Source organism: Actinocatenispora rupis (assembly GCF_016861975.1).
Classification (GTDB): Bacteria; Actinomycetota; Actinomycetes; order Mycobacteriales; family Micromonosporaceae; genus Actinocatenispora; species Actinocatenispora rupis.
Map to the genome: position 1 here is coordinate 1 of NZ_BOMB01000038.1, position 24,674 is coordinate 24,674.

General features: G+C 71.6%; 24 protein-coding genes and 1 pseudogene. 5 read left to right on the plus strand and 20 right to left on the minus strand.

The genetic code is table 11. From position 1 onward, the window contains the following. From Aru02nite_RS29330 to Aru02nite_RS29390, 13 genes are all read right to left on the minus strand, one after another. Positions 1 to 573: hypothetical protein (locus Aru02nite_RS29330; RefSeq protein WP_203663127.1), on the minus strand; the 573-nt coding region annotated here is incomplete at its 3' end. 200 nt (positions 574 to 773) lie between these two features. Continuing rightward, positions 774 to 1,340, minus strand: a complete 567-nt coding sequence (locus tag Aru02nite_RS29335) for a hypothetical protein (protein WP_203663128.1) — start codon at positions 1,338 to 1,340, stop codon at positions 774 to 776. After that, positions 1,337 to 2,722 (minus strand): type IV secretory system conjugative DNA transfer family protein, encoded by a 1,386-nt coding sequence (locus Aru02nite_RS29340; RefSeq protein ID WP_239077026.1) that lies wholly within the window; start codon positions 2,720 to 2,722, stop codon positions 1,337 to 1,339. Before Aru02nite_RS29340 ends, Aru02nite_RS29335 begins: the two co-directional genes overlap by 4 nt. A gap of 3 nt (positions 2,723 to 2,725) precedes the next feature. Next, complete coding sequence (locus Aru02nite_RS29345; protein WP_373325007.1) at positions 2,726 to 4,123, minus strand: M48 family metalloprotease; 1,398 nt, start codon at positions 4,121 to 4,123, stop codon at positions 2,726 to 2,728. Between the two features lie 603 nt (positions 4,124 to 4,726). Next, positions 4,727 to 6,538 (minus strand): ABC transporter substrate-binding protein, encoded by a 1,812-nt coding sequence (locus tag Aru02nite_RS29350; RefSeq protein WP_203663129.1) that lies wholly within the window; start codon positions 6,536 to 6,538, stop codon positions 4,727 to 4,729. A 31-nt stretch (positions 6,539 to 6,569) separates the two neighbouring features. Continuing rightward, positions 6,570 to 6,755: a hypothetical protein gene (locus Aru02nite_RS29355; RefSeq protein WP_203663130.1), complete on the minus strand. Its 186-nt coding sequence runs from the start codon at positions 6,753 to 6,755 to the stop codon at positions 6,570 to 6,572. Beyond that, complete coding sequence (locus tag Aru02nite_RS29360) at positions 6,755 to 7,798, minus strand: ABC transporter ATP-binding protein (protein ID WP_203663132.1); 1,044 nt, start codon at positions 7,796 to 7,798, stop codon at positions 6,755 to 6,757. The genes Aru02nite_RS29355 and Aru02nite_RS29360 overlap by 1 nt, the downstream gene beginning before the upstream one ends. Then, positions 7,788 to 8,834, minus strand: coding sequence for an ABC transporter ATP-binding protein (locus tag Aru02nite_RS29365; RefSeq protein ID WP_203663134.1), 1,047 nt, complete (start codon positions 8,832 to 8,834; stop codon positions 7,788 to 7,790). The genes Aru02nite_RS29360 and Aru02nite_RS29365 overlap by 11 nt, the downstream gene beginning before the upstream one ends. A gap of 55 nt (positions 8,835 to 8,889) precedes the next feature. Next, positions 8,890 to 9,798, minus strand: coding sequence for an ABC transporter permease (locus Aru02nite_RS29370; RefSeq protein ID WP_203663136.1), 909 nt, complete (start codon positions 9,796 to 9,798; stop codon positions 8,890 to 8,892). Continuing rightward, positions 9,795 to 10,832 carry an ABC transporter permease gene (locus Aru02nite_RS29375; protein WP_203663138.1) on the minus strand — a complete coding sequence of 346 codons (1,038 nt, stop codon included), beginning with the start codon at positions 10,830 to 10,832 and terminating at the stop codon, positions 9,795 to 9,797. The genes Aru02nite_RS29370 and Aru02nite_RS29375 overlap by 4 nt, the downstream gene beginning before the upstream one ends. 406 nt (positions 10,833 to 11,238) lie before the next feature. Further along, the gene (locus Aru02nite_RS29380; protein ID WP_203663140.1) at positions 11,239 to 12,288 is read right to left on the minus strand and encodes a glycine betaine ABC transporter substrate-binding protein; all 1,050 of its coding nucleotides are present in this window, start codon (positions 12,286 to 12,288) and stop codon (positions 11,239 to 11,241) included. A 225-nt stretch (positions 12,289 to 12,513) separates the two neighbouring features. After that, positions 12,514 to 13,224 (minus strand): ABC transporter permease, encoded by a 711-nt coding sequence (locus tag Aru02nite_RS29385; protein ID WP_203663142.1) that lies wholly within the window; start codon positions 13,222 to 13,224, stop codon positions 12,514 to 12,516. Next, on the minus strand, positions 13,221 to 13,934 hold the full coding sequence (locus Aru02nite_RS29390; RefSeq protein ID WP_203663144.1) for an ABC transporter permease: 714 nt from the start codon (positions 13,932 to 13,934) through the stop codon (positions 13,221 to 13,223). Before Aru02nite_RS29390 ends, Aru02nite_RS29385 begins: the two co-directional genes overlap by 4 nt. Positions 13,935 to 14,047: 113 nt before the next feature. Here Aru02nite_RS29390 and Aru02nite_RS29395 point away from each other — a divergent pair, with 113 nt between their 5' ends. Both Aru02nite_RS29395 and Aru02nite_RS29400 read left to right on the plus strand, forming a co-directional pair. Beyond that, positions 14,048 to 15,025, plus strand: a complete 978-nt coding sequence (locus tag Aru02nite_RS29395) for an ABC transporter ATP-binding protein (RefSeq protein WP_239077037.1) — start codon at positions 14,048 to 14,050, stop codon at positions 15,023 to 15,025. A 91-nt stretch (positions 15,026 to 15,116) separates the two neighbouring features. Further along, positions 15,117 to 15,416: a hypothetical protein gene (locus Aru02nite_RS29400; RefSeq protein WP_203663149.1), complete on the plus strand. Its 300-nt coding sequence runs from the start codon at positions 15,117 to 15,119 to the stop codon at positions 15,414 to 15,416. Here the strand turns inward: Aru02nite_RS29400 and Aru02nite_RS29405 are convergent. The 7 genes from Aru02nite_RS29405 to Aru02nite_RS29435 all read right to left on the minus strand — a co-directional run bounded on the left by Aru02nite_RS29405 (position 15,388) and on the right by Aru02nite_RS29435 (position 20,229). Beyond that, positions 15,388 to 16,644, minus strand: a complete 1,257-nt coding sequence (locus tag Aru02nite_RS29405) for an ABC transporter permease (RefSeq protein ID WP_203663151.1) — start codon at positions 16,642 to 16,644, stop codon at positions 15,388 to 15,390. The genes Aru02nite_RS29400 and Aru02nite_RS29405 overlap by 29 nt on opposite strands. Before the next feature lie 152 nt (positions 16,645 to 16,796). Further along, positions 16,797 to 17,285, minus strand: a complete 489-nt coding sequence (locus Aru02nite_RS29410; RefSeq protein ID WP_203663153.1) for a DUF3180 domain-containing protein — start codon at positions 17,283 to 17,285, stop codon at positions 16,797 to 16,799. Next, positions 17,282 to 17,800: a 2-amino-4-hydroxy-6-hydroxymethyldihydropteridine diphosphokinase gene (gene folK / locus Aru02nite_RS29415; RefSeq protein ID WP_203663155.1), complete on the minus strand. Its 519-nt coding sequence runs from the start codon at positions 17,798 to 17,800 to the stop codon at positions 17,282 to 17,284. The genes Aru02nite_RS29410 and folK overlap by 4 nt, the downstream gene beginning before the upstream one ends. Further along, the gene (folB, locus tag Aru02nite_RS29420) at positions 17,797 to 18,168 is read right to left on the minus strand and encodes a dihydroneopterin aldolase (RefSeq protein WP_203663158.1); all 372 of its coding nucleotides are present in this window, start codon (positions 18,166 to 18,168) and stop codon (positions 17,797 to 17,799) included. The genes folK and folB overlap by 4 nt, the downstream gene beginning before the upstream one ends. Further along, positions 18,165 to 18,968, minus strand: coding sequence for a dihydropteroate synthase (gene folP / locus Aru02nite_RS29425; protein ID WP_203663324.1), 804 nt, complete (start codon positions 18,966 to 18,968; stop codon positions 18,165 to 18,167). Before folP ends, folB begins: the two co-directional genes overlap by 4 nt. A 109-nt stretch (positions 18,969 to 19,077) precedes the next feature. Continuing rightward, complete coding sequence (locus Aru02nite_RS29430) at positions 19,078 to 19,440, minus strand: ParB family protein (protein WP_203663160.1); 363 nt, start codon at positions 19,438 to 19,440, stop codon at positions 19,078 to 19,080. Positions 19,441 to 19,530: 90 nt separating this feature from the next. Then, the gene (locus Aru02nite_RS29435) at positions 19,531 to 20,229 is read right to left on the minus strand and encodes a hypothetical protein (protein ID WP_203663162.1); all 699 of its coding nucleotides are present in this window, start codon (positions 20,227 to 20,229) and stop codon (positions 19,531 to 19,533) included. Positions 20,230 to 20,437: 208 nt separating this feature from the next. Between Aru02nite_RS29435 and Aru02nite_RS29440 the strand changes: the two genes are divergently transcribed. The 3 genes and pseudogenes from Aru02nite_RS29440 to Aru02nite_RS29450 all read left to right on the plus strand — a co-directional run. Further along, entirely contained in the window at positions 20,438 to 20,743 is a 306-nt protein-coding gene (locus Aru02nite_RS29440; RefSeq protein ID WP_203663164.1) for a hypothetical protein, read from the plus strand. Positions 20,744 to 20,751: 8 nt separating this feature from the next. Beyond that, entirely contained in the window at positions 20,752 to 21,114 is a 363-nt protein-coding gene (locus tag Aru02nite_RS29445; protein WP_203663166.1) for a hypothetical protein, read from the plus strand. A 953-nt stretch (positions 21,115 to 22,067) separates the two neighbouring features. Next, positions 22,068 to 24,674, plus strand: a pseudogene (locus Aru02nite_RS29450) (ATP-binding protein); the annotation flags it as partial.

Sequence of the window (24,674 nt, forward strand, 5' to 3'; positions counted from 1 at the left end):
GCTCGGGTCCTGGCTCGGGTTCTGCTGCTGTTGCTGCTCATCCGGATCCTGCGGCTGTTGCTGCCCAGGCTGTTGCTCATCCGGATTCTGCTGCTGCTCGTCGGGGTGTTGCTCGTCGGGCGAGCGTTCGAGTGCTGGCTGTTGTTCGGTCGGTTCGACGGCGGGTCGGGGCGCGTCGGGTTTGATCTTGTCGGCCAGGGTGCCGGTGAACCGGCCGAGCCCGCTGCCGACGGCGGCGCCGATGGCCTTGCCGACGGTCTCCCCGGTGACCTTGCCGGCGGCGGTACCGAGTTTCTCGCCGATGGTCGGGCCGAGTTCGCGGACGAACCGCGCGGTGCCGGCGCGGATGCCGTTCGCGACCCGGGTGTGCCAGGCCGCGCCGGACGAGGGCCCGCCCTGGCCGGTACCCGGACCCTGTTCGGTGCCGGGATTCGGCTCGGTGCCGGGGTTCTGTTCGGTACCGGATTCGCGCGCGGCCGTCGCCTCGGCGCGTTCCTTCTGCCACGATTCCACGGCCTTGCCGGCGGCCTTGCCCACGGCGCCCCCGGCCGCCGCGCCGATGGCGGCGCCCACGGGGCCGCCGATCGCGAGACCCGCCGCACCGCCGGCGACGGTACCGAGCCGGTCACCGACGACCGGGTACACGCTGCCGAGCATCCCGCCGAGTGTGGACTGTTTCGGTGTGGTGGATCCCGTCTCGTTCGCCGGCGGGGTGGGGGCGGGAGGGGCTGGCGCGGGGGACGGCGACTGCCGCCGTCTCCACCGGAACAGGCTCATGCCGCCGGTTCCAGGTAGGCGCAGAAGGCACCGAGGAGTACGGGGAGGTTGTCGACGATGTTGCGGGCGACGGCGAGCGGGTCGTCGCCGTCCTCGGTGATCTCCGCGCAGGCGGCCTGGATGGTGCGGCGGTGGGACAGCGCCCAGACCGTGTACACGTCGAAGTTGACGCGGGCGCGGGGCTGCAGGTCCTGACCGCCGATGTACCAGTCGCCGGGCTGCTCGGCGTTGTTGCCGAGGCCGATGCCGAGGCTGACGAGGCGCAGCGCGGCGAGTCGGGTGGGCAGGTCGGGTGCCTCGGTGTCGAGGGTGGTGAGCAGGCCGAGGCCGAGCAGCGCGTCGATGACGACGGGCGCGTCGGTGATGCCCTGCTCGGCGCTGGACGCTTCCAGTTGCGCGCGGTTCTGGACCGTGAACGCCGTCAACCAGATCCGGTACTCGCCGGGGCTCATGTCGCGGAAGTCGTCGCCGATCCGTACGGCGGCGTTGGCGGTGGTGACGTCGCCGCCGGGCTCGTACGTCAGACCGAGCGGGAAGCCCACCGGGAACAGGTATGTCGTCATGGGTTGTACCCCTTGATCCGTGCGAATTCCGGGATGAGTCCGGCCGGCCGGGTCTCGACCCGCAGCGGGGCGTCGCTCCGGTAGAACAGCCAGGCGTTGAGCGGCGGCAGCATCTGGATGGCGTTGATGGGCAACGCCGGCCGGTACTGGTTGGTCACCGAATGGTTGCCGATGACCTGGCCGCCGATGCTGGAGTTGGTGGACATCGGGCCGCCGGCCTGCTGCCCGCCCCCCACCTGGTACGAGATGTTGCTCTCCTGGCGCTCGCCGGCCCAGGTCGAGACGTTCATCAGGTCCTCGCCGTTGGACATGCCGCCGTAGATGAGTTTGGCGGTGGTGGCGGCGAGGATGCCGGACTGACGCTCCTCGCCGTACCGGGCGCGGAGTTGGGCGAGGCTCTGGGTGGCCCAGAGGGTGACGATGCCGCGCCCGCCGCCCTCGCTGACGAGGCTGGGCAGCGAGTCGATCGGGGCGATGTTGGCGACCTCGTCCAGCGCCAGCAGCAGCGGGGTACCGAGCCGGCCGCCCTCCTGCGCGGCGAGTTCGGCGGCGCGTTGCGCGATGCTGTCGACGAGCGCGGCGAGCAGCGGCGCGATGGCCTGCTGGAGGTGCGACGGGCCGATGATGAACAGCGACGACTTGGTCCGCAGGAACCGGTCGATGTCGAGGTCGGTCGCCGAGCAGGACCGGAGCACCGTCGGTTCGGCGGTGGCCTCCAACGCGTTGCGCGCCACGGAGAAGAAGCTGCCGCGCTCCCGGTCGCCGAGCAGGCGTACCGCTTCCAGGTCGTCGGCCCACATCTCGGCCGGGCTCTCGGACAGTCGCAGGATCGCGGCCGGATCGGCGATCTCCTGTCGTGCCAACCATTTCCGTACGGTCGCGAGCGGGAGCCCCTCCAGTGCCGCGGCGTGGAAGTACGCGCGGAGGATGCCGGCGGCGCCGGCGCGCCAGTGGTCGCCGTCGGCGATGCCGCCGCCGGACACCGCGGTCATCGCGGCGACCCGGCGGTAGCAGACGCCCGGGTCGGCGCAGTCCGCGAGCGGCGACCAGCGCAACGAGTGTTCCGGGTACTCCGAGCCGAACGGGTCGTACACGAGGACCTGGCCGCCGAGGGGCGCGGCGATGGCGCGGCGCCAGTTGCCGGTGAAACCGAGGATGTCGCCGCGGGTCGAGGTGCAGACGAGCGGACCGTCCCAGGACAGTACGGTCGGCAGGATCAGCCCCGACGTCTTGCCGTACCGCGGGGGGCCGATGATGCCGACGGAGTCCTCGGGCGCGCTCCAGCACCGCCGGTACTGGTCGTTCGCGTCCCAGCCGAGGAAGACCTGGCGCCGGCCGGTCACCTCGAACGGCGGCAGCGGGGCAAGCTGTGGTGCCGGCACGGATCAGTCCTTGTCCAGTGTGCTGACGGCGACCGGGATCGGGCGGGGCGGCGAGTCCGGGTCGGGCAGCGGGTACGGCCGGCCGGGCTCCTCGATCGCCTCCAGCCGCAGCTCGTTCGGCGGGTGGCTGGCGCAGATGGACAGCTCCCACCCGTTCCGCGTGCCGTCGAAGGAGCGGCGGAACCGGGCCAGCACCTGCCGGATCCCGTCCCGGTGCCCCGCGGCCACCGCACCCTGATCCGCCCGGTACTCCGCGGCGCGCGAGTCGGCCGCCTGCATCGGCATGATGAAGTACTTGATGGTGACGAGGATCGGCCACAGGATGAGCCAGCAGGCCAGCATGACGAACCCGACGGCCGAGCCGCCGCCGAAACGGTTCGCGGCGACCCGCGAGGCGGCCCGCTGGATGAACGAGACCGCCGTGTACAGCAGGTAGAGCGGCAGGGCGACGCCGCGGATGAACGTACGCGAGATGGAGTCGGCGTTGTTCCAGTGGGTCAGCTCGTGGCTGATGACGCCGGAGATCGGCACCGGGTCGTAGTTGAACTCGTCGAGCAGGCCCTGGTTGATGACGATGTGCCGGGTCCACGCGAACGCGTTCGGCAGCCGGTCGTCGTCCATCAGGACGGTCGGCATTCCCTTGAGCTGCAAGCGTTCCGCGCAGTCGCGGACGAGCGGGACGAGCAGTTCCTCCTCGCGCCGGCTGAGCCGCCGCGCGCCGGTGACCCGCAGGATCCAGCCCTCGCAGGTGATCCGGTAGATCGTGTAGAGCACGCCGACGAGGAACCCGACGAGCAGGCTCGCGATGAGCGCACCCACGCCGCGCAGCGGATCCTCGGCGAACAACGTGAACCACGGGAAGATCATCCCGCCGACCAGGCCGAGCACCGCGCCGAGCACGATACCGACCAGCCCGCCGAGGATGCCGCCCATCTCCAGGCCCGACTGGCCGAACAGGTCACCGAGCAGCGGTACGTCGTTGAGCCCGGACTTCACCACGCCGACCGTGCCGCCACCGGCGCCGGCGACCAGGCCCAGCACCGCACCGACGGCACTCAGCAACACCGCACCCGGCAACCCGAACCACGTCGACAGGTACGCCGCGAGCACGCCGCGCCAGTCGCGGAAGATGCCCGCCACGACCCACCGGTACACGGACGGGAAGCGGGCGGGGCGGTCCGACAGCCGCGACCGCGACGCCGCCGGCGGTACGGGCGGCGCACCCCACGGCCCGGCCGCGCCACTCGGGGCCGCGGCAAGCTCCGGCCACGGTGCGGTCACCATCGGGGCGGAACCCGGACCGCCCTGCCCCGGACCACCCTGACCCGGGCTCTGACCCGGGCCTTGCCCCGGGCCCTGAGCGCCGGGCGGAGGCGGCGGAACGGCGCCGTCCGGCGACATCGGGCCGGGCGGTGGAACCGCGCCACCGGGCGGGATCGGGCCGCCAGGACCGGCCGGCATGGTCGGCCAGCTGCCGGTGGGTTGCTGCGGGATCGCCGCGCCACCAGGGAATTGCGGCCCGGCCGGCAAGCCGAAACCCTGCGGCGGGCCGGAGGCCGGGCCGGCCGGCGGGCCCGACTCCGGGCCGACGGAACCACCCTGCGGCGGCGTACCCGGGCCCGGAAACCCTTGCGGCGCCTGCCCCTGCGACGGAGCCGAACCCTGCGGCGGTACGGCCCCCGGCGGAGGTACCGGGCCAGGTGGTGCGGGTTGCGGCGGCACCGGGAACGGCGCGCCGCCGGGCTGTGGTGGCGACGAGACGACCGGACCGGGCCCGGCCGGTTGGCCGCAGGCCGCGCAGCGCTGGTCGTCGGGCGCCAGCGGGATGCCGCATCGCGCGCAGTTCACGCCGCCTCCATGGGGTCGGGGACCGGTAAGGGATCGTAGAACCCCCATGCACCCCCACGTGCCCGCACAGTACGGCACACTGCCCACAGTGGACGGAGCGACACGCACCGGTACCGGTGGGGCACGGCGTCGCGCGCCCCACCGGTACCCGGTCGGTCAGGCGGGCTTGAGTCGCCCGTCGAAGAGCATCATCACGGCGAAGTTGTCGGCGTACGGAGCGTTCTGGAGGATGGGGTCGCTGTCCGGCGGCCAGGACGCGACGCGGACCCCGGAGAGCGCCGGGTTGTTCCCGTACCGTTCGAACAGCGGAAGGATCGGCAGCAGCTCGTTGAACGCGATGGCGGCGCGGGTGACGTTCGCCTTCTGCTTCTCCTCGTCGAGTCCGGCGGCCGAGTCGAGCACCACCTTCTTGAGGTCGATGGTGCCGAACGCGTCGGTCTTCTGGGTGAGCGGGAAGCCGATGCCGCGCCCGCCGTTGTTCGACGCGACCGGGATGTTGTGCGTGAACAGCGCCTGCTTGAACGCGAAGTGCGGGTGCGGCGCCGTCGACGCGCCCCACGTCTGGATCGCCATGTCGAAGGCACCCTTGTCCACGTCGATCGGGTGTTCGACGTGCGTGACGCCGCGCGGCGTCAGCTTGAACCCGAACTCGTTGAGCTGGTCGGCGACGTTCTGCCCGGAGGCGGAGTAGTCGGCGAACTCGGCGGGGAAGCTGATCTCGTACGCGGCGGGCTTGCCCTGCGGGGTGGTCCACTTGCCGCCGGACTTCTTCCAGCCGGCGGCCTTCAGCAGCGACTCGGCCTTCGCCTTGTCCAGGTCGTACGCGTTGAGCTTGCTGGTGTCGGTGACCCACACCGGCACCAGGTTGTCCGACATCCCCGTCATGTACTTGACGCCCACGCCCGACTTGCCGAGCGTCACCGTGCCGTTCGTCTTCCGGTCGATCGCGTACGCCAGCGCCTGCCGCGCGCGCTTGTCCTTGAACTCGGGATGCTTGTCCAGGTTGAGGTACAGCGCCGAGCCGGCGTACGTCGGCGGCCGGAGGATCCGGTACCCCTTCTTCTGGAACGCCTTCTCGCTGGCGACCGGGAAGCCGTGCGTGGCGTAGTCGACGTTCTTCGCGGCGACGACCGGTGTCACGTCCGGCACCTCGCCGTTGAACAGCACGATCTTCTCGAACGCCGCCTTGTCCGCGCCGTACCCGGTCTTGTTCTTGACGAGGGTGAGCTGGGAGTTGGTGATGCTGGTGTAGTCGAAGTTGTAGGGGCCGCTGACGACGACCTTCTTCGGCCGGAACTTCTGGAAGTCGTCGTTGAGCTTCTTGCCCTCCGGGCTGTCCATGTCCTTGCCCGCGGCCACGATGTCCTGCGCCCGCTTGGCGTACTCGCCGTACACGGCGTCGGAGTAGATCGGGTAGCGCAGCATGTACCGCTCGACGACGGTGGACAGCTCCTTCATGTGCGCCGTGCAGGTGAGTTCGTCGGTCGCCTCGACCTTGTCCAGGTAGTCCCACAGGATGTCGCGCATGATGTACGCCAGCCAGCGCGAGGTGACCAGATCCTTTGCGGTGACGGCCTTTCCGTCGCTCCACTTGAGACCCGACTTCAACTTCAGCTTGTACGTCTTCGCCGCCTCGTCGAAGCCCCAGCTGCCGTCCTCGGCGAGCAGCCCGACGTACTTGCGCTCCTTCCACAGGTACATCGCGGGCGGCGGTACGAGCAGGTCCATGTAGATGCCGTAGTTGCCGAGAATCGCGTCCGGCAACGGGTTCACCAGGTTGAAGTGACCCTTCGGCTGCGCCTCGTACGGCCAGGCGCCGTGGAACTCGCCCTTGCCCTTCGCCTTCTCGCTCGGGCTGCACGCGGCGCCGGTGCCGACCAGCGCCGCGCCGGCCGCGCCGATCCCGAAGATCTGGAGCACGCGGCGGCGGGACAGTTCGACCAGTTCTGGGGATGGCTTGGTGGCCAAGGGAATCCTCCGGCTCGATGGGAAAACGGGGTCAACGACCAGGGATGCGCGAGAGCACGACGACCAGTGCGGTGAACAGGACACCGGCACCGAACATGAAGACCGAGACGACGAACTGCGGCGTACCGCGGTGGCTCAGCAGCGCGAGCGCGCCGCCGGCGAGGGTGATCAGTACGGCCCAGCGGAACGCCATCCGCAGCAGCTGGGGCCCGAACATCAGCCCGTACCGTCCTGTTCGGACAGTGCCGGGACGGCGGCGTCCGCCTCCTGCCGGAGTACCGGCGGGCAGGCGACCTCGTGCCGCGCGTCGGCGTCGAGCGCTTCGAGCCGGGGTACCGACACGTCGCACTCGCCCTCGACCCAGCTCGGGCAGCGCGGGTGGAACGTGCAGCCGGTGGGCAGCCGCAGCAGGCTCGGCGTGTCCATCGACCGCAGCAGCGAACCCGCGGATCGCTTGCGCGCGTTGAGTTCCGGGTCCGGTTCGGGGATCGCCGCCAGCAACGCCCGGGTGTACGGGTGCCGCGGCGTGCCGATCACCTCCCGCGTCGGCCCGTACTCCACGACCCGGCCCAGGTACATCACGGCGATGTCGCCGTCCCGGCCGAAGTACTTGGCCAGCGCCAGGTCGTGCGTGATGAACAGGAACGCGACGCCGAGGTCGGTGGACAGCCGGGACAGCATGGCGAGCAGGCTGATCCGGATGGACACGTCGAGCATCGAGGTGGACTCGTCGGCGATGATGAGCTTCGGCCCGAGGGTCAGCGCCCGCGCCACCGCGACCCGCTGCCGCTGCCCGCCCGACAACTGGTGCGGATACTTGGTGAGGAAGTTCTCCGGTGGCGTGAGGTCGACGCGTTCGAGCAGCTCGGACGCCTTCTGCCAGGCCTCGTCCCGGTTGGCGACGAGCCGGTGCCGGCGCATCGGCCCGGCCAGCGTCGCGAACACGGTACGGATCGGGTTGAGCGACGCGTACGGATCCTGGTGCACGTACTGCACCGACCGCCGGAACTCGCGGAACGCGGTACGGTCGCCACCCCAGACGTCCCGGCCGGCGAAGCGCACCGTACCGCCGGTGGGGCGGTTGAGGCCGGCGGCGATCCGGGCGGTCGTCGTCTTGCCCGAGCCGCTCTCCCCGACCAGGCAGAGCACCGTACCGGCGGCCAGGTCCAGCGACACGTCCCGTACGGCGGGGATCTCGCCGCGGCGGCTGGTGAAGACCTGCGACACGGATTCCAGTGACAGCAACGGTTCAGACGCCATCGACGACCACCTCCCGGGTGAACTCGACGCGGTCGGAATAGTGGCAGGCGACCTCGTGCCGCTCACCGGTGCGCGTGAGTTCCGGATCGGCCTGCACGCACACGCCCGCCGGCCCGTCGCCGTCGCCGACCTCCGCCGACAGTCCACATCGGACACTGAACGGGCAGCCCGGCGGCAGCGCGGCCAGGCTCGGCGGGCCGCCCGGGATCGAGCTGATCTCCGTCGCCTCACCGACCGCCGGCGGCACCGCCCGGATCAGCCCCGCCGTGTACGGGTGCCGCGGCGCGGCGAACACGTCCCGCGAGTCACCCAGCTCCACGATGCGGCCCGCGTACATGGTGGCGACGCGGTCGGCGAGTTCGGCGGCGAGCGCGAGGTCGTGCGTCACGAACACCATCGCGAACCCCAGCTCGCGCCGCAGCTCCTGCAGTACGTCCACAATGGAGCGTTGGGTCAGGATGTCCAGCGCCGTCGTCGGCTCGTCCAGTACCAGAACGCGCGGGGACAGCAGCAGCGCCATCGCGATCAGCACCCGCTGCCGCATCCCGCCGGACAGTTCGTGCGGGTAGCTCGGCATCACCCGGCGCGGCTCCAGCCGTACCATGTCGAGCACCTCGTGGCAGCGCTTCCGGGCGGCGGACGCCGACATCGACCGGTGCGCGCGGATCGTGTCGTACATCTGGTCCTGGACGCGCAGCACGGGGTTGAGCGCGTTCATCGCGCCCTGGAACACCATCGCCGCCTCGTGCCACCGGAACCGGCGCAGCTGCTCCTTGCGCATCGTCAACAGGTCCACTGTGGACCCGTCCGCGCGCCGGTACCGGACCTCGCCGTGCGGCGTACTTCCCAGTCGTGGCAACAGTCTCAGCAGTGCGAGCCCGAGCGTGGTCTTGCCGCAGCCGCTCTCGCCGACCAGGGCCAGGCTCTCCCCCTCGTACAGGTCGAAGCTGGCGCCGCGCACCGCACGCACCGGCCCGGCCGGCGTCCGGTACTCCACCACCAGGTCCCGCACCGCGAGTACCGGTTCATCGGTCATGGCGTGACTCCCTCCGGCCTCCGGCGGCACCGTCCGCGCGTTCGGTCATGGCGCATCAGTCCTGCCGCAGGCGGGGATTGAGGAGTTCCTCCAGCGAGCGCGTCATCAGCACCAGACCCAGCTGCAGCAGGCTGATCGCGATCACCGGGGAGAGGATGTAGAACACGCTGTCGGAGTCGAAGATCGCGCCGCGGGTCCACGCCTCGTTGAGCATGATCCCCCAGTTGTGGCCGGCGAGCGGGGCCAGACCGAGGAAGTACAGGCCGACGAGGGCGTAGATCGCGTTCGTCATGCCGATCATGAAGTTCATGACGATGAAGCTCGCCATGTTCGGCAGGATCTCCACCGACAGGATCCGCGCCGTACCGAGGTCGAGCAGTTGCGCGGCCTCCACGTACTCGCGCTCGCGCAGCGACAGTACCTGGGCGCGGACCGCGCGCAGCAGGGTCGGCCAGCTCAGGATCCCGATGAGCGACGCCAGCAGCAGCGAGTTGTCCAGGTGGTACAGCGAGGACAGTACGGCGAGCAGCGCGATCTGCGGCACGGTCAGCACGATGTCGGTGGCCGCGGTGACGACCGAGTCGACCACCCCGCCGAGGTACGCGGCGAGCGAGCCGAACACGATCGCGATCAGCGTGGACAGGATGGCCGCGGCGAACCCGACCACGATCACCGTACGGCCGCCGTTGATGACCTGGATCAGCACGTCCCGGCCGGACGAGTCGGTACCGAGCCAGTGGCTCGCGCTCGGCGGCAGGTACACCGAGCTCGTGTCGGTCGGCAGCGTGTCCGGCGTGAACAGCGGCCCCAGCAGGGACACCAGCACGATCAGGCCCACCAGGACGAACCCGATCGTGCCGGACCGGCTGCGGGTCAGCGCGCGCACCACGTTCCGGCTGGGGCGCACCGGTTTCCGCACCACGGTCGGCGATTCGAGGGTACTGGTACCGACGGTCGCGGTCACCGTTCACCACCACCGATCCGGATCCGCGGGTCGAGCCGGCCGTACAGCAGGTCGGCGACGAGGTTGGCGAGGACGACGGCGATCGTGATGACCAGGAAGATCCCCTGCATGAGCGGGTAGTCCCGGTCGTTGACCGCGCGGAACAGCAGGTACCCGATCCCCTGGTACTGGAAGACCTGCTCGATCAGGATCGAGCCGCCGACCACGAACCCGGCCGCGATGGCGAGCTGGGAGAACAGCGGCAGCACCGCGTTGCGCCCCACGTACGCGGTGGCGATGCGGCGGTCGCGCAGCCCGCGCGCCTTCGCCACGGTCACGTAGTCCTCGCCGAGAGTCTCCACTGTGGACGACTTCATCACGAGCATCCACGAGCCGATCGTCGTCAGCACGTACGTGGTGATCGGCAGGCCCGCGTGGTACATGACGTCGGAGAAGAAGTCCGCGCTGAACTCCGGTGTGACACCAGGAGAGTACGCACCGCGCATCTGGCTGACGTCGAACAGGTTCAGCTGGATCCCCAGGAACACCACGATCATGATGGCCAGCAGGTAGTTCGGGATCGAGTGCAGCAGCGACCCGATCACCGACAGCACGTGGTCGATGACCCCGTTCCGCCGGTACGCCATCGCCATGCCGAGCAGGATCCCCAGGCAGAAGCTGATGATGAGCGCGATCCCGACGCTGAACAGCGTCCACGGCAGGTACGCCACGAGGATGCTGCCGACCGTCGTGCCCGGCGACCCGATCGAGTTGCCGAGATCCCCGTGCAGCAACCCGTTCAGATAGTCCAGGTACTGCACGACGAGCGGCTTGCCCGGGTCGAACGAGTACAGCGCCTTGGCCATGTTCGCGGCCTGGTCGTACGACATGCCGTTCTGCTGCATCAGGGTGTTGATGTAGACCTCGACCGGGTTCCCCGGCAACAACCTGACCAGGAAGAACGTGAACGTCGCAACGAGGTAGACGGTGAGGACCGCCTTGAGGATCCGGCGGAACGCGTAACTGCGCCAGACCGCGCTCAGGACCCTGAGCACGGCGGGCCGGGTCGGGGCCGCCGCAGCGACCGGATCTGCTTCCGTAACCGACACGCCTGTGTACCCCCCACGGCATTGCCGAGTCACCGAGTTCCCTTGCTGTGTAAGGGAACCGATGACGTCCAACACTGCGCGAGAAGCGGATGGCTCCGCATCTGCGTTGTCACCCAACAGTCCTGGCCCGGCCCGGCCGCGAGGTCCGTCGTGCGGAGGACACTACACGCGACCCGCCCGGACGCAATGCCCACGAAGGCACTTTTTTTACAACCGGAATCCAGACCTTGACCAGTACCGACACGGTGTCGCATGATCCGTTGAACACCGACACGCCGGCACACGTACGGACAACGCAAACGGCGGGCCGGTGCGGCGCACCGACCCGCCGTTCGGCGGTACTTGGAAGGGCTCAGCTCCCGGCGAGTGCCGCGTCCGAACTGAGCAGCAGGCTCAACGACACCTTCCCGGTCTTGAGACCGTTCTTCGACTGCGCGCCACCCGCGTCCAGCTGCGTGAACTTGCCGAACGTGATGCCGTACGTCTTCTCCAGGCCCGGCTGGCAGAACGCGCGCTGCGGGCACTCCGGCGGGCCGCCCAGCACCGTCGCCTTGCCGCTGCACTTGGCCGCGAACTCCGACAGCGTCGTCACCTTGTACTTGTCCGCGAACGCCGTCGTCACACCGAACGCGTTCTCGTCCGCCGCCGCGGACGGCTTCCCGAACTTCAGCCCGTACTTCGCGCCCAGCGCCGTCAGCGCCGTCATCGTGGTGTCGATGTTCGGCGACGCCTTCGGCTTCGCGTTCTTGCCGTTCGCCTTCTGGTTCAGGAACTCGGTCAGGGTCGCCGCGTACTCCGGCACGACCTGGATCTCGCCCTTCTCCAGCGACGGCTCGTACAGCTCGCGGTTGCCGATCGTCCGCACCGTCACCTTGTACCCCGCGGCCTGCAACACCGTCTGGTACAGGTAACCGAGGGTCTGGCTCTCCGAGAAGTTGGCCGCGCCGACCGTGATCGACCCCGACCCCTTCTGTACGCCGGCGGTCAGGTTGTTCGCCTTGGCGAAGTCGGCCGCCACCTTGGCAGGGGCGACCCGGTCCACGTCGGCCTGCTTGTTCAGCTGGATCAGCTTCGGCGTGTCCAGCGCGGCGGAGACCTTGTCCAGGTTCGCCAGCAGCGCCGGCGTGGCCACCTTCGCGTTGACCGCCGGCACGATGTTGTCCGAGTTCTGCAGGTGCTTGTCGTCCTTCAGCACCACCAGCTTGTCCCCGGCGACCGGGGCGCAGCCGGCGCCCGACGCCTTCGACTCCGTCTTCGTACCGGAGGAGCCGGCCTGTCCACAGCCGGCGACCAGTATCCCCGCCGACAGTCCCGCAAGTATCCCGAGTACCACCCGGGTCGAGGTCGCATGTGGCCGACCCGCCGTGCCGACGAGTCGCGACCTCGACAGTCGCGTTGCCATTGATGCCCGCCTTCCGTGTCCCGGCTCGACCCCCCTGGTCGGCCGCGTGTCCGACGAGCGGTCGGCCGGCCACGGTCCGCGGTCACGGCCCGCGACCTGCCCCGGAAACCGTCCGGGTGCCTTCCGCGCCCGACAAGCCAACCCCGGGACAGGCCGCCCCGCAACCTGAATGGCGCACTCGATCCCTATCGTTACGGTAGAGATGATCACGGCCCGAGACCTTGGTCACCGGGCGAGCGCGACACGCGCCTTCCGGCCCCGCGGGCGACGCAACGGGCGCGGTGTCACGGCGCGCTCCGCGAGTACCAGAAGGCCCTCGATGACCAGGCACAGCAGCACCACGAGCAGGCCGCCGGCGAGTACCTGACCGCCGCCGGAGGCGATGCCCAGGCCGAAGCCCTCGCTGATGATCGCGCCCAGCCCCGGCCCGCCGACCAGCGCCGCCAGCGTCGCCGTCGCGACCACCTGCACCGCCGCCGTACGGAACCCGCTCGCCAGGTACGGCACGGCCAGCGGCAGCTCGACCCGCCACAGCACCTGCCACCCCGACAAGCCCATCCCGTACGCCGCGTCCCGGGCGCTGGGGTCCACCTCGCGCAACCCGAGTACGGCATTGCCGAACAGCGGGGGGATGGCGAAGATCGCCAGCGCGACCACCGCCGACCACGGCCCGAACCCCAGGAACGTCAGCGGGAAGATCGACAGCAGCGCGAGCGTCGGGATCGCCCGGGTCAGGTTGGACACGCCGACGGTCAGCCCGCCGCCGCGCCCGTTGTGGCCGAGCCAGATCCCGACCGGCCACGCCACCGCGCAGCCGATGCCGACGGCCGCCGCCGAGATCCACAGGTGCTGGATGAGCAGGGCGATGATGCCGTCCGAGTTCGTCCAGTTGAGCGGGTCGTTCAGCCAGGTCAGCGCCTGCTGGATGATGGTCATGCCCGCCTCCGGTTCGCCCACGGGGTGACCAGCCGGCCGATCCCGGCCAGGACCACGTCGAACACCAGCGCGAGCAGGACAGTGGCGATCGTCGCGGTCATGATCTGGGCCTTGTAGAAGTTGTTGCGGAAGCCCTCCAGGATCAGCTCGCCGAACCCGCCGTACCCGCCGACGATCGAGCCGACCGTGACCATCGCGACCGTCGACACGGTGGCGATGCGCAGTCCGGTCATGATGCTCGGCAGCGACAGTGGCAGCTCGATCCGGGTCAGCAACCCGACCCGCCCGTACCCCATGCCGCGCGCGGCGTCGCGCACCTCCCGGGGTACCTGTTGCAGGCCGGTGAGCGTGTTGCGCACGATCACCAGCAGCGCGTACAGCACGAGACCGATGACCACGGTCGTGGCGTACAGGCCGACAAACGGGGCGAGAACGGCGAACAGCCCCAGCGAGGGGATCGTGTAGAGCACGCTGGAAAGTGCGAGGATCGGACCCGTGAGCCACGAGACGCGGTACGCCAGGACGCCGAGCGGTACCGCGACGACCACCGCGATGAGTACCGACACGGCGGTCAGCTCGACGTGCTGCCGCAACGCGGCGGTCAGCGTGTCGGCGTTGTCCCGCACGTAAGCCCAGGAGAACCAGGGGTTTCCCGCATCACCGGTGACCGCGGCCAGCAGGTGGAGCGGGGCTCCGTGAAGAGAGGACACGAGTGGACGCTACCCCCGGAACCGGGAGCACGCCCGCCACTGGGCCCACACACGACACGCCCGCCGGTCGGGACTCCCCGGCCGAGCCGGAACGACGGGCCGGCGCCGCCGCGATCCGGCTGGACGGCCTGAGCAAGTCGTACCCGAACGGGACGGTCGCCGTCGCCGAGCTGAGCCTGTCCGTACCGGCGGGCGAGCTGGTGACGCTGGTCGGGCCGTCCGGCTGCGGCAAGTCGACGATCCTGCGCATGATCAACCGGCTGGTCGAGCCGACCGGCGGCCACATCTACCTGGACGACGAGGACATCACGGACGCGGACCCGGTCGTGCTGCGCCGCCGCATCGGGTACGCGATCCAGGACGTCGGGCTCTTCCCGCACCAGACCGTACGGGAGAACGTGGCGACCGTGCCGCGGCTCCTCGGCTGGCCCCGCGCGAAGGTACGGGAGCGGGTCGACGAGCTGCTCGACCTCGTCGGCCTCGACGGCGGCCAGTACGGCAAGCGTTATCCGAACGAGCTGTCCGGCGGCCAGCGGCAGCGCGTCGGGGTGGCCCGCGCGCTCGCCGCCGACCCGGTCGTCCTGCTGATGGACGAGCCGTTCAGCGCCGTCGACCCGATCGCCCGCACCCGGCTCCAGGAGGAGTTCCTGCGCCTCCAGGCCGAGGTACGCAAGACGACCGTCTTCGTCACCCACGACGTCGACGAGGCCGTACGGCTCGGTGACCGGATCGCGGTGCTGTCCGAGGGCGGCAAGCTGGAGCAGTACGCGCCGCCCGCGGAGATCCTCGGCCGGCCCGCCAGCTCGTTCGTCGCCGAGTTCGTCGGCAGCGACCGCGGCATCAAGCGCCTCGGCGTCACCGACATCCCCCGACACTCCCTCCGTACTCCCGAGTCGGTGCCGGGGTGGGCGACCGCCACCGACCCGCCACACGTACCGGAGACGGCGACGCTGCGGGAGGCGCTGGCGGCGCTGCTGGAGGGTGGCACCGGCTGGGTCGTCGTCGACTCGCCTTCCGGTACGGCCGGGGTGCTCACGCCGGACGACATCTACCGGGCCATGCACGACACGCAGCCCGGCCGACCCGCCTGACCCGCCGTCCGGGGTCGCCGGACCGCGACCCCGGACGGCGCGCGGCACCGTCACCGCAGGTACCGCGAGGGTGCCGTTCTATGCTCGGCCCATGAGCGACACGACCGGCGCGCAGCTCGACGACCTGGACCGGCTCTCCACCGAGGAGCTGCGGGAACGCGCGTTCGCGCTCGCGCACAGCCGGCACGACCGGCACTTCTTCTGGGACCTCATCCGGCACCTGCCGCACGCGCAGGAGAGCAACCTGCTCGACGACTCGACCGGCTCGATCGGCGAGTTCCTGGACGAGGTGATCGGCATGTGGCGTGAGTTCACCGGCCACGAGCAGTACGGCGAGGCCGAGCCGCTGATGCGCGCCCGCTTCATCGACTACCTAACGAAGCACTCCTGACGGGCGCCCCAACGGCCTGGCCCTCGGTACGCGGGCGCGGGTGGCCCACCCACTCCACCAACCGGGTCACCACCAGGCCGAGCGCGATCGCCCCACCGGCCACCGAGTACGTGGTGACGGCGGTCGGCCAGCCGCGGATCTCCCCGTACCGCAGGACGACCAGGACGGCCGCGACACCCAGCGCGGTGCCGAACAGCCCACCGCGCCGCCCGTACGCGGAGACGCCGCCGAGCAGTACGGCGCCGAGCGCGAGCAGCAGGTCGGACAGCATCGCGCCGCCGCCGTCCGTGGTCCGGGCGTGCGCGACGGTCAGCACGCCGGCACCGCCGGCCAGGCCGGCCGACACGGTCAGCGCCACCACCGCCATCAGCGCCGCGCCGGGACCGCGCCGTACCGCCGGATCCGCCACCGGACGGAACGCCCCGACCCCGCGCCGCGCCGGTCCCGTCAGCCCGACCACGCCGAACACCACGGACACCGCCGCCACGCCGACGCACCAGTACAGGGCGGTACGGGCCGGGTCGGGCGCGGACGTGGGCAGGCTCACCGCCCGGCCGTGGTCGACCGCGGTCATCGTCACGAACCCGCCGCACAGCGCGACCAGGCTCGCCGCCCACGCCGGTACGTGCAGAAGCGCCACCAGTACGCCGAGGGCCAGGCCGCCGAGCAGCGCGACGCCCAGCGCCGGAGCGAGCGCACCCGCCACACCCCCGTCGTACCCGCGGGCGAAGAGGAGGCCGGCGACCGCGGCGAACGCACCGACCGCCAGGTTCGGGGCGGCGGCCCGGACGGACAGCGACACCGCCAGCGCCAGCAGGCCCAGCGTCGCGGCCTGCAGTTCCAGGACGCGCAGCCCGGCGGACGAGAACATGCCCGGCTGGTTCACGTAACAGAACGCGACCATGCCGGCGACGCCGACCGCCAGCAGCAGCTCCCACACGCCGTGCACGAGCAGCCGGTCCCGCGGCGGGCGCGGCGGCGCCTCGTCCGGCTCCCAGCCGGCGCCGCCCAGCACCAGCGTCTGATCCGTCTCCGGCGCCCGGTACGCGGCCTGGCCGGTCTCGTACCTCGGCTCGTCGGGGCGGTATCCGGGGGTGGACACCGCCGGCTGCTCGCCGCCCACGCCGAACCCCCGGTCCGGCACCTCGCCGTACGAGTCCGTCGCGTAACGGCCGTCGGCGTCGCCGCGGTCACCGGGCAGTCGTACTGTCGCGTCGTCTGAGGACACGGGAGCCTCCTCGGCCGGGCCGCCGGGCGCGCCGACGGTGTGCCACCGCCGGGCCGACACGGGACGGCCTCATGTGACCATCCTCGCGCACCGGCACCAGTTCCGTCGTACCTCTTCGCCCAACGCGGCACACCCCGCCGGCGGTACGGCGGTCAGCGGTCCTCGTCGTCCTCGTCGTCCGGCCGCTCCGGCACCCGGCAGGCGTGTTCCAGCCACAGCGCGGCCGCGACCAGCAGCGCCGAGCCGACGAGTCCGGCCACCGCCGGCGCCACGTCGTCGGCGGCCGCGGCGAGCTGCCCGCGCTTCAGCAGTACCCAGATCAGCGCCCCGCCGTACAGCCCGGCGAAGATCGCGCCCGCGGTCGACGACGCCTTCGCGACCAGTACGTAGCGCGCGACGGCGAGCGGGTTGACCGGCTCGGTACCCGGCCTGTGCTCGATCCGTTGCGCCGTCGACCGGGCGACGATCCCCTCCACCACCGCCAGTACGACCAGGGTGATGCCCGGGACCAGCGGCAACGGCGGGATGTCGCCGTAGAACCGGTCGAACAGCAGCCAGCCGGCCACCGCCGCGACCACCGCGACGATCCCCAACATCGCCCGGCTCGTCGGCCGTACCCGGGGCTCCGGCTCCTGGTTCATCGCTCCCACCAGCCCGCGCCCGCCACCCTGCGTACTCCCGGCACGTCGGCGGCGACCTCGGGCGCGGCCAGCAACTCGGCCACCGGGGTACCGGCCAGCTCGGCGGACGGATCCACCTCACGCAGCGGTACCAGCACGAACGCGCGGCTCGCGGCCCGCGGATGCGGCACGATCAGGTCCTCCTCGTCCCAGGTCACCGGCCCGTCCTCGGTACCGACGGTGATCACGTCCACGTCCAGGGTGCGCGGCCCGAACCGCCGGTCCGGGTCACGCACCCGGCCGCCCGCCGACTCCAGCGCCTGCGCCCGCCGCAGCCAGTCGCGCGGGCCGGCCGCCGGATCCGCCACCAGTACCACCGCGTTCAGGTACGCGGGCTGCTCCGTGTCGCCCCACGGCGGCGTCTCGTACAGGCCGGACACGGCGACGAGGACGTCGGACAGCCCGGCCACCGCCGCCCGCAGCTGGCCCTCCCGGTCACCCAGGTTCGCCCCCAACGACAACGCCGCCGTACTCATGCCTCCCGCTCCCGTACCAGCGTCACGGACACGTCGGTGAAGCCGTGCGCGATCGGCGCCTGCGGCTTGTGCACCGTCAACTCGACCCGGCGTACCCGGTGGTCGGCGAGGCAGGCGCGGGCGAGCCGCTCGGCCAGCGTCTCGATCAGGTTCACCGGCTCACCGGCGACGATCCCGGCGAGCCGGTCGGCCAGCTCGCCGTAGTGCACCGTGTCCGTCACCTCGTCGGTACGCGCCGGCACGGCAAGGTCCAGCTCCAGTACGGCATCCACCACGAAGTCCTGGCCCGCGGCGCGCTCGAAGTCGTACACGCCGTGGCGGCCACGGACGCGCAGCCCGGTCAGCGTGATCCGGTCCCCCGCGGTCACACCGCACCACCCGCCTGCGCCGCCCGCCAGGCGCGCACCGCGTCCACCGTCGCCCGCACCTCGTGCACCCGGACACCCCAGGCGCCGGCGGCCAACGCGTACAGGTTGGTGGCCAGGGACGCGGCCTCCCGCTCGTCCACCGGGCGCGGCGTACCGTCCGGCGCGGCCAGCAGCCGCCCCAGGAACGACTTCCGGCTCGCGCCGACGAGTACCGGATGGCCCAGGTCGAGCAGGCGGTCCAGGTGGCGCAGCAGCAGCCAGTTGTGCTCGGCGGTCTTCGCGAAACCCAGCCCCGGGTCCAGGATGACCCGCTCCGCGGCGACCCCGGCGGCGATCGCCGCGTCCGCCCGTTCGGCCAGCTCCCCGCGTACTTCCCCGACCACGTCCGCGTACTGCGCCAGCTCGTACATGCGCTTCGAGTGGCCGCGCCAGTGCATCAGGATCCACGGGCAGCCGGCGTCCGCCACCACCCGCGCCATGTCCGGGTCCGCCAGGCCGCCGGACACGTCGTTGACCGTGCCGACCCCGGCCGACACCGCCGCCTCGGCCACCGCCGCCCGCGTCGTGTCGATGCTCATCGGTACGCCCACGGCGGCCAGCTCCCGCACCACCGGTACGACCCTGCGGCACTCGGTGTCCGCGTCGACCCGCTCGGCGCCCGGCCGGGTCGACTCGCCGCCGATGTCGACCAAGTCCGCGCCGTCGCGCCACATCTCGACACCGTGCGCGACCGCCGCGTCGACGTCCGCGTACCGGCCGCCGTCGCTGAACGAGTCGGGCGTCACGTTGAGCACGCCCATCACGACCGGTCGCGCCGGACCGGCGCCGCCCCCACTGCGCTCACTCACGGCATCGACGCTACCGGTCCACCCGCGCCACCCTCGGCCCGCCCGGAGATCGTCCCGCCCCCTACGACGCGCCGCGGCGCCGGGCGCGCTGGGCCTGCCGGATACGTTCGGCGCCGGCGGCACCGGGGCCGGTCCGCATCCGGCCCACCACGGCCGGGAACGGCACCCCGTCGTTGTGCTCCGCCTCCAGCCGCTCCACCTCCTGCCGCAGCGCCTGTTCGACCAGCTCGGAGATCGTCGTCGGCCCGCCGCCCCGGCTCCGGCTCAGCCAGTACGCCGCGGCGCGGGCGCGCTCCAGTACCTCCCGGGACAGGTGGAACGAGCGCGGCGTGCGCTCCAGCGGGTCGATCCCGAGCCCGGCCGGCGCCGGTGGATCCGCGGGCGGTGGTACGTCCGGTTGGGGCACTGTGCCGGAGGTGTCCACGCTGGGGAAGCTCCCTTCCGTACGGCGATCGGTTGGGGACGACCGGATCGACCGGGGCGGGCCGTGGCGTGCGACGGCCGGCCGGGCGCGTCAGGCGGAGGACCGTACGCCGGTTCCGACCGGGTCAGCCGCCGGCGGGTCGCCGTCACCGCCGGCGTCGAGCGGCCAGACGGACAGCTCGACCGTGCCGGCCGCGTGGACCCGACGGGCCGGGTCCGGCTCGACCAGCAGGAACTCGGGCAGCCGCACCAGCCGGTGCCCGCGCCCGACCTCGACGCACAGGTACCAGGAGCCCGCGTCGTCGGTGAACACCCAGCCCGGCCGGGCATCCGCCGGTACGGACGGGTCGGGCCTGTCCGATTCCTGCATCGGGGGGGTGGTTTTCGCCGGCGGACTGGTGGCAATCTGGTGGTGCCCGCCCGGTCGAGGTGCCGTCGTGCGGTACAGGGGAGAAGGCGACCGGATGAGTGCATTGAGTTCGACGCGATCGGCCACCTTGGCCGCGATCACCATGCCCAGGATCAGCACGACGAGCCCGGTCACGATCTCGAACCCGACCTGCCACACCCCCTTGAGCGGTACGAGTGTGGCAAGCACCACAGCACCGCCCGCCGTCGCCAGGATCCCGGCGGCGAGCTCCGTCCCGGCCAGCCCGCGGCCGAGTCGCGGCTGCGGTGCCGACGGCCACTTGCGCGCCGCCCGCACCACCCCGAGCTGGTGTACACCCAGGCCAGCCAGTACGACGCCGAGGACGATGAGCAACGCACCGGTCGCGGACGTCCGGATCATCGCTGGCCTCCTCAGTTCACTCGGGACGGCATCATTGTTACATGCAACTTGGCTTGTCCCATAGTTGAGTGCAATGTAGAGTCTGGGACCATCCGCGCAAGTCGTAGAGACACACCGTGACTGCCTAGTTCCGTCAAGTGAGGATATCGAGGAAGCTGATAGCAATGAGACTCGATGACGCATACGGAGAGCGATGGGGGAGGGGCCGATGATCAGCGAGGTCGCGCACACCGTTGTGGCCGCCCTGCCCCTGTCCGACACCGGTGCGCACCTCACCGGTCTGGCCGCGCCCAAGACCGTCGACACCAACGGGATCATCTCGTTCCTGGCCAGCAAGATCGCCCCGATCCTGCTCGCCGTGCTCGGCCTGATCTTCATCGGCCGGGCGAACAAGGGCGAGGTCTCCCGGGTGCTGACCAGTTCCGTGATCGCGATCGTCGGGCTCGTCTTCATCGGCGGTGCGGTCACGCTGCTGTTCCTGGGCGGTTACCTCGTCGACCTCATCTTCAAGTGAGGTGAGCGATGCGGCTGCGGACCGACGACGACATCTACCGGGCACGCCTGCTCTACCTCGGCCCGCCCGGATACACGCTGCCGTTCCAACTGCCGTACGCGCAGTACGGGCTGTTCGCCCTGCTCGTGCCCGTGTTCATGCTCATCCACTACTCGTTCACGCTGCACGTGGACCTCTTCCCGGCCTGGGAGATCGCGCTGTCGATGGTCACCACCTCGCTGGTGTTCCGGTACGTCGACCCCGACCGGCCCGCCCGGATGGTCGTGCGTACCGCCCTCACCGACTGGCGGCGCACCCGTGAGCCGAACACCGAGCACCGCGAGGCCCGCCTGGTCGCCAGCCAGGTCCGCGTCCGGCAGGAGCTGATATGACGGCCACCCCACCCCGCGCCGACACCACCGGCGAGCGGCCGGCCGACCCACCCACACCGGCCCCCGGCGCGTCCCAGTCCGGTGTGGACGACACGACCACGCGCCGGTCCCCGGCCCAGGCGGAACCACCGCCGGGTGGCGGGAGTACCGGCGGTCCCGCCGGCGGCGCCACGACGGGACCAGCACCGCTCGCGGTCTTCCGCGCACCAGGCGCCGCACCGACACCCCCCACCCCGGCACCACAGACACCGGGCACGCCACCGGCGGCATCCGCCGGTCGGCAGGGTGCAGGCGCGGCGAACCCCGCCTCCCAGGCTCGTACCGGTGCACCCAGCGGGGCGTACCCGACGGTCCCGCCGCAGGACACCCGCCGCCCGGCGCCCGACGCCAGCGGCCAGTACCCCACCGTCGCGCCGCCGCCCAACGGCCAGCAGCCGACCGCCGCCCCGCGCCGGGACCAGAGCGGGCAGTACCCGACCGTGCAGGACCGCAGCGGGCAGTACCGGACCGTGCAGCCGGGTCGGGAGCGCGGCGGGATGCCGGCGGAGGGGCCCGCGACCCGGACCGGCTCGCACCCGACCGTCGTCACACCAGGCCACACCACCGGCGGTCAGCCGACGATCCGGCCGCCCGCGGGTACCGCGCCCACGTCCGCGCCGCCCACCTCCGGCCGGCAGGCCGCTCCGGGTACGCCCGCGGCACCGCCGCCCGCGCCCGTCCAGGCCCCGGCCCCGGCCCCGGCCCCGGCCCCGGCCCCGGCCCCACAGCAGGCACCGCAACCCCAGGCACCGCAGGCACAGGCACCGCAGGCGCCGCAGGCGCCGCAGCAGGCTCCGGTACCGCAGGCTCAGCGGGCTCCGCAGCGTCCCGCGTCGCGGCCGGCGAAGCGCGCGGGCAAGGCGGGCAAGCGCGGGGACGCCGCGGCCGCGCCCGGGCGTACGAGGAAGGGTGCTGCGCCGGCGCGGGTGAAGGCGCCGCCGAAGCCGAGGTACAAGGACCGGCCGGCGCCGGTGGAGCTGGCGATCACCGAGATCGCGGGGCATCTCACGTTCACGCCGACCACAGTCACCGCGTGGTACTGGCTGCCCGAGATGCGGTGGGCGTTCCGGCCGGACACCGAGCGCGAGGCGATGATCGTCGCCATCGCCGAGCAGTACGCGGGGCTCGCGGGGTTCCGGCTGCACCTGCGGCGCACGTCGAAGCCGTTCCCGGCGGACGAGTGGGCCCGCACGGTCAACGCGAACACGCCGCACCCGCTGCCCACCCCGCCCGGCGCGCCGACCTGGTCGGACCATCTCGTCGCGGCGCAGCGGCACCTGGTGTCGGTCAACCACGCCGAGGGCCAGACGTACCTGGGGATCACGTTCGCGCGGCGCACGTTCCGGGACAACCTCGCGGAACGGCTGGGTTCGTTGCGCGGCAAGGGAGTCGGGCACGCCGAGCGCAAGCGCGCCGCCCGGATGGTCGGGCAGTTCGACGAGGTGCTGGGCGCGTTCGGGATGCGCGGGCGGCGGGTGACGCCGACCGAGCTGGAGTGGCTGATCTACCGCAGCGTCGCGCTGTGCATGGACCCGCCGCAGATGCTCTCCTCCGTACGGCAGGGCGAGTGGGACACGTCCGACCTGCTGGCGCTGACCGAGCACGTCGAGCGCTACCGCACGCCGTACGGGTCGACGGTCAAGCTGGTGAACCGGATGACCGGCGAGGAGCGGCACGCGTGCGTGCTGACCGTCGGCCGGATGGAGCCGCTGGAGATCCCGGAGCGGCACGAGCCGTGGATGCACTTCCACGAGCGGCTGCCGTGGCCGATGGAGATCTCGTCCCGGGTCGACGTGCTCGGGCCGGGCGACACGTTTCGCAACCTGGAGCACCGGCTGCGGATGATCCGGTCCCAGCAGAGCGACTACGTCGAGCACGGCATGGACGTACCGCCGGAGCTGGAACGGCTCGCCCGGCGCGCGCTGACCGTCGGCGACGACATGACGACCGGCCTGCCGCTCGACGCGAGCCGCGTACACGGCTGGCACCGCATCGCGATCGGCGGCGCCACCCGCGAGGAGTGCCTCGAACGCGCCCGCGCCCTCACCAAGATGTACTCCCGGGACATGCGCATCTCGCTCCAGCACCCGAAGAACCAGGAGTGGATGGCCCGCGAGTTCATCCCCGGCGAACCCATCGCCAACACCGGGTACGTGCGGCGCATGCCGGTCAAGCTGTTCGCCGCCGCCCTCCCGCAGGGCGCGTCGAACGTCGGGGACCGGCGCGGCGACCTGATCGGCCGTACCGCGGGCACCTCGCGCCGGCCCGTCTTCCTCGACCTGCACTTCCCCATGGAGGTACGCGAGCGCTCCGGCCTCGGCGTCTTCGTGTCCGAGCCCGGCGGCGGCAAGTCCACCCTCGTCGGTGGTCTCGGCTACCTGGCGGCGCGCCGCGGCGTGCAGACCACGCTGCTCGACCCGTCCGGCCCGCTCGCGCGCATCTGCGAGATGCCCGAACTCAAGCCGTACTCCCGGGTCCTGAACCTGACCGGCTCCGAGCCCGGCACCCTCGCGCCGTACGCGCTGATCCCGACGCCGCAACGCGCGCACTTCCCGACCGGCCCCAGCGGGGACCGCGAGTACGAGATCTCGGTGTCGAACGCGCGGGCCGAACGCCGCATGCTCGTCCAGGACATCTGCTCGATGCTGATCCCGCCGCAGGTCACGCGGGAGGCGTCCACCGCGGCGCTGCTCCGGCACGCCGCCCGCCAGGTACCGGCCGAGGAATCGTCCACATTGGACGACGTCGTCGCCGCGCTGCGGGAGACCGACGACGACGGCCGCGAACTCGCCAACCTGCTCATGGACGCGGCCGAGATGCCGCTCGCCATGCTGTTCTTCGGCCGGCCCGACCGCGCCATCGCCGACCCCGAACACCGCGACGTGCTCACCGTCATCACCATGGCCGGCCTGCGGCTGCCCGACCTCAAGATCGAGCGGGAGTACTGGTCGGCCGAGGAACAGCTCGCCTTGCCCATGCTGCACACCGCGCACCGGCTCGCCGTGCGCCGCTGCTACTCCGGTGACATGAACGCGCGCAAGCTCGTCGGCCTCGACGAAGCGCACTTCATGGAAGGCTGGCGCTCCGGCCGCTCCTTCCTCGTACGACTCGCCCGCGACTCCCGGAAGTGGAACATCGCCGGCCTCGTCGCCTCCCAGAACCCCAAGGACATCCTCGGCCTCGACGTACAGAACCTCGTCTCCACCGTGTTCGTCGGCCGGATCGCCGAAGACCCCGAGATCGCCGCCGAAGCGCTCCGCCTGCTCCGCGTACCCCGCGGCGTCGGCTACGAGCAGATCCTCGGCACCCTCTCCACCTCCGACGCCGCCTCCACCCAACGCCTGACGTACCGCGAGTTCGTCATGCGCGACGTGGACGGGCGGGTACAGCGGATGCGCGTCGACCTGTCGTACGTGTCGCGGCTGCTCGACTACCTCGACACCACACCGACCCAGCCCGGCGCCGAGCCGGCGACCCCGCCCACGTCCGCCGTACGCGGAGCAACGAGTCAGGAGGCGTGA